Source organism: Escherichia sp. E10V10, from assembly GCF_004211985.1.
GTDB lineage: Bacteria > Pseudomonadota > Gammaproteobacteria > Enterobacterales > Enterobacteriaceae > Escherichia.
Window position 1 is genome coordinate 182,969 of record NZ_RHJO01000001.1, and the last position, 12,795, is coordinate 195,763.

Below are 12,795 nucleotides of genomic sequence, written 5' to 3' on the forward strand. Positions count from 1 at the left end.
GACAGAATCCAGTATCATAGCTTACGTTTTTTCGACGAGGAGTGAGTGATGAAACTGATGTTTGCATCGGACATTCATGGGTCGTTACCGGCGACGGAACGTGTACTGGAGTTGTTTGCCCAAAGCGGCGCGCAGTGGCTGGTGATTCTTGGCGACGTGCTGAATCACGGCCCACGCAATGCTTTACCGGAGGGCTATGCGCCGGCAAAGGTGGCGGAACGCTTGAATGAAGTGGCGCATAAAGTCATCGCTGTACGTGGCAACTGCGACAGTGAAGTGGACCAAATGCTGCTGCATTTCCCAATGACCGCGCCATGGCAACAGGTGTTGCTGGAAAAACAGCGCCTGTTTCTGACACATGGGCATCTGTTTGGCCCGGATAATCTGCCGGCGTTAAACCAGAACGACGTGCTGGTGTATGGTCATACCCATCTGCCGGTGGCGGAGCAGCGGGGGGAGATTTTCCACTTCAACCCCGGTTCGGTTAGCATTCCGAAAGGCGGCAATCTGGCGAGCTACGGCATGCTCGAAGATGACGTACTAAGCGTAATCGCACTCAATGATCAAAGTATCATTGCGCAGGTCGCGATTAATCCGTAATTTACCCAACAACTCAAAATGCGCCGTAAGAGCGCCAGAAAAAGAAGGTTTCCTGATAATGGAACAGCGTCGTTTGGCAAGTACTGAATGGGTGGATATTGTCAATGAAGATAACGAAGTCATTGCACAAGCCAGCCGGGAACAAATGCGGGCACAGTGTCTGCGTCATCGTGCAACTTACATCGTCGTGCATGATGGTATGGGCAAAATTCTGGTCCAGCGTCGTACCGAGACAAAAGACTTTTTACCCGGCATGTTAGATGCTACTGCTGGTGGTGTGGTCCAGGCTGATGAACAACTGCTGGAATCCGCACGTCGCGAAGCGGAAGAAGAGTTGGGCATTGCCGGTGTCCCCTTTGCCGAGCACGGACAGTTCTATTTTGAAGACAAAAATTGCCGTGTCTGGGGCGCGTTGTTCAGCTGTGTTTCTCACGGTCCCTTCGCCCTTCAGGAAGATGAAGTCAGCGAGGTCTGCTGGCTGACGCCAGAAGAAATCACCGCTCGTTGCGATGAGTTCACACCAGACTCGCTAAAAGCTTTGGCGTTGTGGATGAAGCGCAATGCCAACAATGAAGCCGTAGAGACTGAAACGGCAGAATGAAAAAAGAGCCGCAGTTGCGGCTCTCAGGTTGTAGACAAAGTGCGCTTTGTTTATGCCGGATGCGGCGTAAATGCCTTATCCGGCCTACAAAATATTGCAAATTCAATATATTGCATGGGCCATGTAGGCATGATAAGCGTAGCGCATCAGGCAATTTTTCCGTTGTCATCAATCTAAGAGCCGCAATCGCGGCTCTTAACGTTTTTAATGGTAGCCCATTAACTGGGCGCCTATCACCACCACGCTGGACATAATAAACAGCAGTCCAAGCAGTGTTGCCCCCACTTTGATCCAGTTACGGAAGTCCACCCGGCAAACACCGAGCGTGGCCATTAATGAAGCCGAGGTCGGGTAAATGATATGACTGAAGCCATCGCCAAACTGGAAGGCCAGCACGGTAACCTGACGGTTAACGCCGACCAGATCGCCAAGCGGTGCCAGTAACGGCATGGTTAACGCGGCCTGGCCAGAACCGGATGTCACGAAGAAATTAAATACCGCCTGGAAGAGCAGCATAAACCACGCCGCGACCGCGTTATCAAGGCCGCTAATGGCATTGGCAATGCTGTTGAGGATGGTATTCAGTACGCTGGCATCACCGGCTTCGCCGTTACCTACCAGCAGCAAAATCCCTTTGGCGAAACCAACCAGCAGGGCGGGGGCTATCATCATTCGCGCGCCTTCGGTAAATGATGAAGCCATGGTGTTTACCGTCATACCATTCAGACGGAAGACAACGCCGATGATGCCAATTACCAGACCCATAGCGAAGAACTGGCTGGCAATTTCAGGAATAAACCAGGCATTGACAATAACGCCCCAAATCACCCAGATCATGACGGCGGTTAAAACAATTAATACCAGCCAGTCACCAAAGGTAAATGGGCGCTGTTCGACATCCGCCTGTTTTTCGCGGAAGAAACGATCGGACTCATGAACGCGTGACAACAGAGGATTCTTTTTCACCCGTGAGGCGTACACCATGGTGAAGACCAGGCCAATCAGAGTAGAGATTACCCATACCACGATGCGCAAACCGGAGCCAGAAAGCACCGGAACACCAGCGATCCCCTGGGCGACGACCACGCAGAACGGGTTCATCCACGAGCTGGCAAAACCGATTTGCGTAGCGATATAGGTTACCAGGACGGTGGTGATACTGTCATAACCCAGCCGTACCATGAGTGGCGCGATGATGATGGCAAAGGCGACTGCCTCTTCCCCCATGCCAAATACCGCACCGCCGAGTGAAAAGAGAATAAATAACGCCGGAATGAAAAGAATTTCATTCCCTCGTGTGTGGCGGATAAGCGCCAGGATGCCGTTATCAATAGTTCCTGTACGCATCACGATGCCAAACGCGCCGCCAATCACCAGCATAAACATGATGATGCCAACGGCGGTCCCATATTTCGAGCCAGAAGTTAGCCCTTCAAACGGGAAGTTCATCAGGCCGGGACGTTCATCGCCCGTCGAGAACAGTTGCACGCGGTGGTACTCTGGTTCGCCCGCCTCGTTGGTCAGAATGCGAAATGAGTGAGGGTCTACAACCTTGCGTGTTTTTGTCTGACCATCAACCTGATATTGCACTTCCTGACTGTCAAACATTCCCACCGGAACAACCCAGGTGGCGAGACTGGTTAAAATAGCAACAAAAAAGATAATCACCAGAGTATCGGGCATTGCCCATCTTCTGGTTGGTTTGGATTCAGTGATTGCTGACATAGCGCAAATTTTCCCTTGCACAAGACAAAGTGGTAAGTATGCAAAGTGAGATGACGCAATTCATTGATGCAGCGCAGTTAAGCAAGATAATCAGAAAGGAGTAATGCAAATTAAGAGAATAAAAAACCGGAAATAGTGGCTATTTCCGGTTCTGATATCCGCAGCAGTAAGGCTGCGGATTATGACGAGATTACTGCTGCTGTGCAGACTGAATCGCAGTCAGCGCGATGGTGTAGACGATATCGTCAACCAGTGCGCCACGGGACAGGTCGTTAACCGGCTTGCGCATACCCTGCAGCATCGGCCCGATGGAGATCAGGTCGGCAGAACGCTGTACCGCTTTGTAGGTGGTGTTACCGGTGTTCAGATCCGGGAAGATGAACACGGTAGCGCGACCTGCAACCGGAGAGTTCGGCGCTTTAGATTTCGCAACGTCAGCCATTACCGCAGCGTCGTACTGCAGCGGGCCGTCGATCATCAGGTCAGGACGTTTTTCCTGTGCCAGACGAGTTGCTTCGCGAACTTTCTCTACGTCGCTACCTGCACCAGAAGTACCGGTGGAGTAGGAGAGCATAGCCACGCGCGGTTCGATACCGAAGGCTGCGGCGGAATCTGCGGACTGAATCGCGATTTCTGCCAGCTGTTCTGCGGTCGGATCCGGGTTGATCGCACAGTCACCGTAAACGTAAACCTGTTCCGGTAGCAGCATGAAGAACACGGAAGATACCAGAGAGCTACCCGGTGCAGTTTTGATCAGCTGCAGCGGCGGACGGATGGTGTTTGCGGTGGTGTGAACAGCACCGGAAACCAGACCATCAACTTCATCCTGTTCCAGCATCAGGGTACCGAGAACCACGTTGTCTTCCAGCTGTTCGCGGGCAACAGTTTCGGTCATGCCTTTGTTCTTACGCAGTTCGACCAGACGAGCAACATATTTTTCGCGAACCACTTCTGGATCAACGATTTCAATGCCTGCGCCCAGTTCTACGCCCTGAGACGCTGCAACTCGGTTGATCTCTGCCGGGTTACCCAACAGTACGCAAGTTGCGATACCACGTTCAGCACAGATGGCGGCTGCTTTAACGGTACGCGGTTCGTCGCCTTCCGGCAGAACGATACGTTTACCCGCTTTGCGCGCCAGTTCGGTCAGCTGATAACGGAACGCAGGCGGAGACAGACGACGGCTGCGCTCGGAAGTGGCAGTCAGAGAGTCAATCCAGTCAGCGTTGATGTAGTTAGCAACGTATTCCTGAACTTTCTCGATACGCTCGTGATCGTCAACCGGAACTTCCAGGTTGAAGCTCTGCAGGCTCAGAGAAGTCTGCCAGGTGTTGGTATTTACCATGAATACCGGCAGGCCGGTAGCGAAAGCGCGTTCGCACAGTTTAGAAATGCGTGCGTCCATTTCGTAGCCGCCAGTCAGCAGCAGGGCGCCGATTTCTACGCCGTTCATGGCAGCAAGGCAAGCGGCAACCAGTACGTCAGGACGGTCTGCGGAAGTTACCAGCAGAGAACCTGCACGGAAGTGCTCCAGCATGTGTGGAATGCTGCGTGCGCAGAAAGTTACAGATTTCACGCGGCGAGTGTTGATGTCGCCTTCGTTGATGATGGTGGCGTTCAGGTGGCGTGCCATATCGATAGCACGAGTCGCGATCAGATCAAAGCTCCACGGCACAGCGCCGAGAACCGGCAGCGGGCTGGATTCTTGCAGCTTCGCCGGATCAACATTGTTGATTTTAGCTTTGGAAGAGTCGTCGAAAATCTCGGACAGATCCGGGCGAGTACGACCCTGTTCATCAACCGGTGCGTTCAGTTTGTTAACGATAACGCCAGTGATGTTGGTGTTTTTGGCACCACCGAAGCTGTTACGAGTCAGTTCGATACGCTCTTTCAGCTGTTCCGGGGTGTCGGTGCCCTGAGACATAACGAAGACGATTTCCGCGTTCAGCGTTTTGGCGATTTCGTAGTTCAGAGACTGGGCAAACTGGTGTTTACGTGTCGGTACCAGACCTTCAACCAGAACCACTTCAGCGTCTTTGGTGTTAGCGTGGTAGTTCGCGACGATCTCTTCCATCAGCACATCTTTTTTATTGCTGGAAAGCAGACCTTCAACGTAGCTCATTTTCAGCGGTTCGGCGGCTGTCGTGGTGGAAGAGCTCGCACGCACGATAGTCGTTGTCTGATCGGGCGCATCGCCACCGGTACGCGGCTGAGCAATAGGTTTGAAAACGCTCAGACGAACGCCTTTGCGTTCCATTGCACGGATCACGCCGAGGCTGACGCTGGTCAGACCGACGCTGGTTCCGGTAGGGATCAGCATAATAATACGGGACACGGTTTATCCTCTTTCGTTACCGCCGGTTGGCGGGTTACAAAACAGCACCGCCAGCTGGGCTGGCGGTGTGAAATCAGGCAGTCAGGCGGCTCGCGTCTTGCGCGATGACCAGTTCTTCGTTGGTTGGGATAACCACCGCAGGACGGGTACCTTCTTTGTTGATGAAACCAGATTTGCCGAAACGTGCAGCCAGGTTGCGTTCGCGATCAACTTCAAAGCCCAGCACGCCCAGTTTGCCCAGAGACAGTTCACGAACCATCGCAGCGTTTTCACCGATACCACCGGTGAATACAACAGCGTCCAGACGACCATCCATCAGCGCGGTGTATGCACCGATGTATTTCGCCAGGCGGTGGCAGTAAACGTCCATTGCGCGCTTCGCGTCTTCTTTCGTCGCGTAGTTATCTTCAACATAGCGGCAGTCGCTGGTCACTTCGGTCAGACCCAGCAGGCCAGACTCTTTGGTCAGCAGTTTGTTGATGGCATCAACGCTCATGCCGAGGGTGTCGTGCAGGTGGAAAATGATCGCCGGATCGATGTCACCAGAACGAGTACCCATTACCAGGCCTTCCAGCGGAGTCAGACCCATAGAGGTATCAACGCATTTGCCGTTACGGATAGCAGAAACGGAACCACCGTTGCCCAGGTGGCAGGTGATGATGTTCAGTTCTTCTACCGGTTTGTTCAGCATTTTTGCCGCTTCCTGGGTTACATAGAAGTGGCTGGTACCGTGCGCGCCGTAACGACGGATGCCGTGCTCTTTGTACAGGTTGTACGGCAGGGCGTAGAGGTAAGACTCTTCCGGCATAGTCTGGTGGAACGCCGTGTCAAATACAGCAACGTTTTTATCTTTCAACTGCGGGAAAGATTTCAGTGCTTCTTCGATACCGATCAGGTGAGCCGGGTTGTGCAGCGGTGCAAAAGAAGCTGCATCTTTGATACCCTGAATAACAGACTCGTCGATCACTACGGAGCTGGTATACTTCTCACCGCCGTGTACGATACGGTGACCGATAGCGGTCAGCTGCGCAGATAGTTCTGGTTTTTGTGCCAGAATAGTATTAACGATAAAGTTGAGCGCTTCGCTGTGAGCGGCGCCTGCACCTAAAGCCGCTTCTTGTTTATTGCCGTCCATTTTCCATTTGATACGTGCTTCAGGCAGGTGGAAACATTCGGCTAAACCAGAAAGGTACTCTTCACCATTCGCTGCATCGATGATTGCAAATTTCAGTGAAGAACTACCGCAGTTCAGAACCAGTACTAACTTACTCGACATGGAAGTACCTATAATTGATACGTGGCTAAAAAAACGTCAGGGAGCCATAGAGCGTAGCGCATGATGACACCGACATTTATGATTAACATCATGCACTGCAAATTTTTTTTGCATGATGGAAGAAATATCTTGAGTCTATGCCATTTTGCGTAATTTTCAGCCAATGGCATAATGTTTATGAATTTGACGACTCAATGAATATGTACTACTCGGCCATTTCAGGCTGCTAAAGGATACCTGATTGTGGGTACGGAAGACAAAATGTTTTGAACGTTGTCCCGCTGAGTTGTGAATTTGCACAAATTTTTGAATCTTTATATGTGAAGTTGAGGTGAAGCATGTCAACGCCGGATAATCGTTCTGTTAATTTTTTTAGCTTGTTTCGCCGGGGACAGCATTACTCAAAGACGTGGCCGCTGGAAAAACGCCTTGCCCCGGTCTTTGTTGAGAATCGCGTCATTAAGATGACGCGCTATGCGATCCGCTTTATGCCGCCGATCGCCGTGTTTACTCTCTGCTGGCAGATTGCGCTGGGCGGTCAGCTTGGTCCGGCAGTCGCCACTGCGTTGTTCGCCCTAAGCTTACCCATGCAGGGACTGTGGTGGCTGGGCAAGCGTTCTGTAACGCCACTACCACCTGCAATCCTCAACTGGTTTTATGAAGTTCGCGGTAAATTGCAGGAGTCTGGACAGGTGCTGGCACCTGTTGAAGGCAAGCCTGATTACCAGGCATTAGCTGACACGCTTAAGCGCGCCTTCAAACAACTGGATAAAACTTTCCTTGATGATTTGTAATTGACCCCTGATTACGCATATAAAAGAAGGCAGACATCGGCCTTCTTTTTTTTCACCGTAGTAGAGTGATACAGGAGTCAACAATGGAAATGACCAACGCGCAACGTCTTATTTTGTCTAACCAGTACAAAATGATGACTATGCTCGATCCGGCAAATGCTGAACGTTACCGTCGCCTGCAAACAATCATTGAGCGTGGTTATGGTTTACAAATGCGCGAACTGGATCGCGAGTTTGGCGATCTGAAAGAAGAAACCTGCCGCACTATCATCGACATTATGGAGATGTATCACGCGCTGCATGTTTCCTGGTCTAATTTACAGGACCAGCAATCCATCGATGAACGTCGTGTCACCTTCCTCGGCTTTGACGCCGCCACCGAAGCGCGTTATCTCGGATATGTCCGCTTTATGGTTAACGTTGAAGGGCGTTACACCCATTTTGATGCCGGAACTCACGGCTTTAATGCCCAGACGCCAATGTGGGAGAAATATCTGCGCATGTTGAATGTCTGGCATGCCTGCCCGCGTCAGTATCACCTGAGCGCTAACGAAATTAACCAAATCATCAACGCCTGAGGAGGCCCGCGTGCGGTGTAAAGGTTTTCTGTTTGATCTGGATGGAACGCTGGTGGATTCTCTGCCCGCGGTAGAGCGGGCGTGGAGCAACTGGGCCAGACGTCATGGGCTAGCACCGGAAGATGTGCTGGCGTTTATTCATGGTAAACAGGCGATTACGTCTCTGCGCCATTTCATGATGGGTAAATCGGAGACGGAAATTGCCGCCGAGTTTACCCGTCTGGAACAAATCGAGGCCACGGAAACCGAAGGTATTACCGCACTCCCAGGGGCGATAGCTTTACTCAATCATTTGAATAAAGCGGGGATTCCGTGGGCCATTGTCACTTCTGGTTCCATGCCTGTTGCGCGAGCACGTCACAAAGTCGCCGGACTTCCCGCGCCGGAAGTGTTTGTTACCGCAGAGCGGGTTAAACGTGGAAAACCAGAGCCGGATGCATATCTGTTAGGTGCACAACTGTTGGGCCTTGCACCGCAGGAATGTGTGGTGGTGGAGGATGCTCCCGCTGGCGTGCTTTCAGGCCTGGCCGCGGGATGTCATGTTATTGCGGTTAACTCACCGGCTGATACCCCGCGTCTGAATGAGGTAGATTTGGTCCTCCATAGTCTGGAACAAATTACTGTGATCAAACAGCCAAATGGTGACGTTATTATTGCGTGAAACGCCAGATCATGATTTAGCCCCGTCCCGACGGGGCTTTTTTGTGGCAGAATCAGGCCATCCCCCTCAATTAACAAGGATACGTTGTGAACGGTGAATTGATCTGGGTTCTTTCATTACTGGCGGTTGCCATCGTCTTGTTTGCGACTGGCAGAGTGCGTATGGATGCGGTCGCTTTGTTTGTCATTGTTGCGTTTGCATTAAGCGGTACGCTGACCGTCCCTGAAGTATTTTCCGGTTTTTCCGATCCTAACGTGGTACTGATCGCCGCCTTGTTTATTATTGGCGATGGTTTAGTCCGCACGGGCGTCGCCACTGTAATGGGGACATGGCTGGTTAAAGTGGCAGGCAACAGTGAAATCAAAATGTTGGTTTTGTTGATGCTGACCGTTGCGGGCCTTGGCGCGTTTATGAGTTCAACGGGCGTCGTCGCTATCTTTATCCCTGTGGTGTTAAGCGTCGCTATGCGCATGCAAACGTCGCCGTCGCGCCTGATGATGCCGTTGAGTTTTGCCGGGCTGATCAGCGGCATGATGACGCTGGTGGCAACGCCACCTAACCTGGTGATTAACAGTGAATTGCTGCGTGAAGGCTATCATGGTTTTAGTTTCTTTAGCGTAACCCCCATCGGCCTGGTCGTACTGGTGCTGGGCATCTTGTATATGTTAGTGATGCGTTTCATGCTGAAAGGGGATACCCAGTCCCCGCAGCGCGAAGGCTGGACGCGTCGTACCTTCCGCGATCTTATCCGTGAATACCGACTTACCGGGCGCGCGCGTCGCCTGGCCATTCGTCCCGGTTCGCCGATGATTGGCCAGCGACTGGACGATCTCAAATTACGTGAACGTTATGGCGCTAACGTCATCGGTGTTGAACGCTGGCGGCGTTTTCGTCGCGTTATTGTGAACGTGAACGGGGTTTCTGAATTCCGGGCGCGTGACGTTTTGCTTATTGATATGTCTGCGGCTGATGTCGATCTCCGACAATTTTGTAGTGAACAATTGCTGGAACCGATGGTGCTGCGCGGCGAGTATTTTTCCGATCAAGCCCTTGATGTTGGCATGGCGGAGATTTCATTAATTCCTGAGTCTGAGTTGATTGGTAAATCGGTGCGCGAAATTGGCTTTCGTACGCGCTACGGACTAAATGTGGTGGGCCTGAAACGCAACGGCGTGGCGCTGGAAGGTTCGCTGGCGGATGAGCCTCTGCTGCTGGGCGATATCATTCTGGTCGTCGGTAACTGGAAGCTTATCGGTATGCTGGCAAAACAGGGCCGCGACTTCGTGGCGCTGAACTTACCGGAAGAGGTGAGTGAAGCATCGCCTGCGCACAGTCAGGCACCCCATGCCATTTTCTGTCTGGTGTTGATGGTGGCGTTAATGCTGACTGATGAAATCCCTAATCCCATCGCGGCTATCATTGCCTGCCTGCTGATGGGGAAATTCCGCTGTATCGATGCTGAAAGCGCCTATAAATCTATTCACTGGCCGAGCATTATTTTGATCGTTGGGATGATGCCGTTCGCGGTAGCGCTACAGAAAACAGGCGGTGTCGCGCTGGCGGTGAAAGGGTTAATGGACATCGGCGGCGGTTACGGGCCGCATATGATGCTTGGCTGTTTGTTTGTCTTGTCGGCGGTGATTGGTTTGTTTATTTCGAATACGGCAACGGCTGTGTTGATGGCGCCGATTGCGCTGGCCGCGGCTAAAACAATGGGCGTCTCGCCGTATCCATTTGCCATGGTGGTGGCGATGGCAGCATCCGCCGCCTTTATGACGCCAGTTTCCTCACCGGTTAACACGTTGGTTTTAGGTCCGGGAAATTACAGCTTCAGTGACTTTGTGAAGTTGGGGGTACCGTTCACCATTATCGTGATGGCGGTTTGTGTGGTGATGATTCCGATGCTGTTTCCGTTTTAACGAGAGCCTGATGTCGCATCTGGCGCTTATTGCCCGATGCGACGCTGGTATCTGTCTGCTTACAGTGGCGAATCCTGGCTAATCTCATCGAGAGAAAGATGGAAGCTGGGAACAAAGACTTCAATGAAGTAGTCCATCTCCTGGCTGCGGCGCGCTTCAAGCGTCGCTTCCAGCCGCGTTTTTGCCAGCAAAAATTCATTATTTCCGGCTGCGAGCTCTTCCAGACATTTCAGATAGGCACAAAGTGCATCAGCCTGTTTCACCAGTGACTTTTCTTCATCGCTATACGCATTTTCATCGATTAATGGCGCGAAAATATCCCGCAACTCCTCCGGAACCATATCGACCAGCTTTTGTTGGGCGATTTTTTCAATGGCTTTGTATTCCTGAGCGATTTGCGAGTTGAAATATTTCACTGGGGTAGGGAGATCGCCTGTGAGCACTTCAGAGGCATCGTGGTACATCGCCAGAAGAGCGATGCGTTCAGCGTTGACATTTCCGCCAAACTTACGGTTTTTAATGGCTGCCAGCGCATGGGCGACCATCGCCACCTGCAAACTGTGCTCAGACACATTTTCTGTCCGTACATTGCGCATTAACGGCCAGCGGTTAATGAGTTTCAGACGGGAGAGATGGGCAAAAAAATGGCTCTGCTTCATAACGACCTTGCGTGTGATGACTTCATGAGATCATTGTGGGGGGATAACACTGCCGGATGCAATCTCCGGCAGTGAATTTAAGATTACAGCTGATGATAGCCAGAAAGGAAACGAGCGAATTTACTTAATGACAGTTCGATATCATCAACGCGCGGCAGCGTAACTATGCGGAAGTGATCCGGCCACGGCCAGTTAAATGCCGTCCCCTGAACCAGCAGAACTTTTTCCTGTAACAGGAAGTCCAGCACCATCTTCTGGTCGTCGTGAATATTAAAACGTTTGGCGTCGATTTTTGGGAACATGTACAGCGCGCCGCGTGGCTTCACGCAGGAAACGCCTGGAATGTCGTTAATCAACTCCCATGCGCGATTACGCTGCTCGTAAAGACGCCCGCCTGGTAAGATAAATTCACTGATACTCTGATAGCCGCCCAATGCGGTCTGAATCGCGTGTTGTGCGGGAACGTTGGCGCAAAGTCGCATTGATGCCAGCATCTCCAGACCTTCGATGTAGCCTTTGGCGTGTTTTTTCGGCCCGTTCAGCACCATCCAGCCCTGACGGAAGCCTGCCACGCGATACGTTTTCGACAGACCGTTAAAGGTAATGGTCAGCAGGTCAGGCGCCATCGCCGCAATCGAGTGATGCTCGGCGTCGTCGTAGAGAATTTTGTCGTAAATTTCATCGGCGAAAATAATGAGATTATGCTGACGCGCAATCTCCACAATTTCCATTAAAAGCTCTTTGGAATAAACCGCGCCAGTAGGGTTGTTCGGGTTGATAATAACGATACCGCGCGTACGAGGCGTAATTTTAGCGCGAATATCATCGAGGTCCGGGAACCAGTCAGAGGACTCGTCACAAAGGTAGTGCACCGCTTTACCGCTGGAGAGCGAAACCGCCGCGGTCCATAGTGGGTAATCAGGTGCAGGAACCAACATTTCATCCCCGCTGTTCAGCAAGGCCTGCATTGCCTGAACAATAAGCTCCGATACACCATTGCCGATGTAAATGTCTTCCACGGTAACATCACGCATGCCTCGCGCCTGATAGTGCTGCATGATGGCCTTACGCGCAGAGTAGAGGCCTTTTGAATCACAATAGCCCTGAGCGGTCGGGAGGTTGCGTATCACGTCAACCAGGATCTCATCAGGAGCGTCAAAACCGAACGGGGCTGGGTTGCCAATGTTCAGTTTCAATACCTTGTTACCTTCTTCTTCCAGGCGTTTTGCTTCTTTCAGCACCGGACCACGGATGTCATAACAGACATTCTCTAACTTGCTGGATTTTTCAATGGGTGACATGAATCTTGACCTTTTTTGCTGTTATCGCCACTCCCTGCCGTGGAAGTCAGCTTAGAACAATGTACTCCCCCGAGGCGGTGTTTTGAAGTTCTGCAGAACAAGATTTTGCGAGAGTAAAAGAAGGGAATGTGCTGTTAATAACTTAATAATCGTTAAATATTGAGATGCATATGCTTAATGATTTGTGTTTTGTAGTGATTTATTCTAAGTATTAATCTAATGCATAGTTTTTTGTCTGGTAGATAAATGTGCGAATTTCCTTTGATTTAAGAAATCGCGAACATAACATATTCATGATATTTTCATTATAAGTGAAACATTAACAGAGTAGTGATCGCCGAAGTGT

11 protein-coding genes are annotated in these 12,795 nt (G+C 51.4%); 6 read left to right on the forward strand and 5 right to left on the reverse strand.

The features are described from left to right. The first annotated feature begins 48 nt into the window (after positions 1-48). Both yfcE and yfcD read left to right on the forward strand, forming a co-directional pair. Positions 49-600 (forward strand): phosphodiesterase, encoded by a 552-nt coding sequence (gene yfcE, locus D9736_RS00835; RefSeq protein WP_064526570.1) that lies wholly within the window; start codon positions 49-51, stop codon positions 598-600. Positions 601-658: 58 nt separating this feature from the next. Next, positions 659-1,201 (forward strand): NUDIX hydrolase YfcD, encoded by a 543-nt coding sequence (gene yfcD / locus D9736_RS00840; protein ID WP_130207234.1) that lies wholly within the window; start codon positions 659-661, stop codon positions 1,199-1,201. A 204-nt stretch (positions 1,202-1,405) separates the two neighbouring features. Here yfcD and yfcC read toward each other — a convergent pair whose 3' ends face one another. The 3 genes from yfcC to ackA all read right to left on the reverse strand — a co-directional run bounded on the left by yfcC (position 1,406) and on the right by ackA (position 6,537). Continuing rightward, complete coding sequence (yfcC, locus tag D9736_RS00845) at positions 1,406-2,926, reverse strand: putative basic amino acid antiporter YfcC (protein WP_130207232.1); 1,521 nt, start codon at positions 2,924-2,926, stop codon at positions 1,406-1,408. Positions 2,927-3,116: 190 nt separating this feature from the next. Then, on the reverse strand, positions 3,117-5,261 hold the full coding sequence (pta, locus tag D9736_RS00850) for a phosphate acetyltransferase (RefSeq protein ID WP_130207230.1): 2,145 nt from the start codon (positions 5,259-5,261) through the stop codon (positions 3,117-3,119). 73 nt (positions 5,262-5,334) lie between these two features. Continuing rightward, positions 5,335-6,537 (reverse strand): acetate kinase, encoded by a 1,203-nt coding sequence (gene ackA, locus D9736_RS00855; protein ID WP_130207228.1) that lies wholly within the window; start codon positions 6,535-6,537, stop codon positions 5,335-5,337. A 338-nt stretch (positions 6,538-6,875) separates the two neighbouring features. On the opposite strand from ackA, the gene yfbV reads away from it, so the two are divergent. The 4 genes from yfbV (at position 6,876) to D9736_RS00880 (ending at position 10,489) form a co-directional block, all read left to right on the forward strand. Further along, positions 6,876-7,331: a terminus macrodomain insulation protein YfbV gene (gene yfbV, locus D9736_RS00865; RefSeq protein ID WP_000106627.1), complete on the forward strand. Its 456-nt coding sequence runs from the start codon at positions 6,876-6,878 to the stop codon at positions 7,329-7,331. An 83-nt stretch (positions 7,332-7,414) separates the two neighbouring features. Then, on the forward strand, positions 7,415-7,909 hold the full coding sequence (locus D9736_RS00870) for a YfbU family protein (RefSeq protein WP_130216962.1): 495 nt from the start codon (positions 7,415-7,417) through the stop codon (positions 7,907-7,909). 10 nt (positions 7,910-7,919) lie between these two features. Beyond that, complete coding sequence (gene hxpA, locus D9736_RS00875; protein WP_130216964.1) at positions 7,920-8,570, forward strand: hexitol phosphatase HxpA; 651 nt, start codon at positions 7,920-7,922, stop codon at positions 8,568-8,570. A gap of 86 nt (positions 8,571-8,656) precedes the next feature. Next, entirely contained in the window at positions 8,657-10,489 is a 1,833-nt protein-coding gene (locus tag D9736_RS00880; RefSeq protein WP_130257460.1) for an SLC13 family permease, read from the forward strand. Between the two features lie 59 nt (positions 10,490-10,548). Here D9736_RS00880 and yfbR read toward each other — a convergent pair whose 3' ends face one another. After that, entirely contained in the window at positions 10,549-11,148 is a 600-nt protein-coding gene (gene yfbR / locus D9736_RS00885; protein ID WP_130221942.1) for a 5'-deoxynucleotidase, read from the reverse strand. A gap of 83 nt (positions 11,149-11,231) precedes the next feature. Then, a complete protein-coding gene (gene alaA, locus D9736_RS00890) occupies positions 11,232-12,449 on the reverse strand; it encodes an alanine transaminase AlaA (protein ID WP_064526608.1) in 1,218 nt (405 codons plus the stop codon). Between the last annotated feature and the right edge of the window lie 346 nt (positions 12,450-12,795).

Bases quoted from the DNA above. Each gene is read 5' to 3' on its own strand.
- yfcE (WP_064526570.1), top strand. From the start codon at position 49: ATGAAACTGATGTTTGCATCGGACATTCATGGGTCGTTACCGGCGACG.
- yfcD (WP_130207234.1), top strand. From the start codon at position 659: ATGGAACAGCGTCGTTTGGCAAGTACTGAATGGGTGGATATTGTCAAT.
- yfcC (WP_130207232.1), bottom strand. From the start codon at position 2,926: ATGTCAGCAATCACTGAATCCAAACCAACCAGAAGATGGGCAATGCCC.
- ackA (WP_130207228.1), bottom strand. From the start codon at position 6,537: ATGTCGAGTAAGTTAGTACTGGTTCTGAACTGCGGTAGTTCTTCACTG.
- yfbV (WP_000106627.1), top strand. From the start codon at position 6,876: ATGTCAACGCCGGATAATCGTTCTGTTAATTTTTTTAGCTTGTTTCGC.
- D9736_RS00870 (WP_130216962.1), top strand. From the start codon at position 7,415: ATGGAAATGACCAACGCGCAACGTCTTATTTTGTCTAACCAGTACAAA.
- yfbR (WP_130221942.1), bottom strand. From the start codon at position 11,148: ATGAAGCAGAGCCATTTTTTTGCCCATCTCTCCCGTCTGAAACTCATT.
- alaA (WP_064526608.1), bottom strand. From the start codon at position 12,449: ATGTCACCCATTGAAAAATCCAGCAAGTTAGAGAATGTCTGTTATGAC.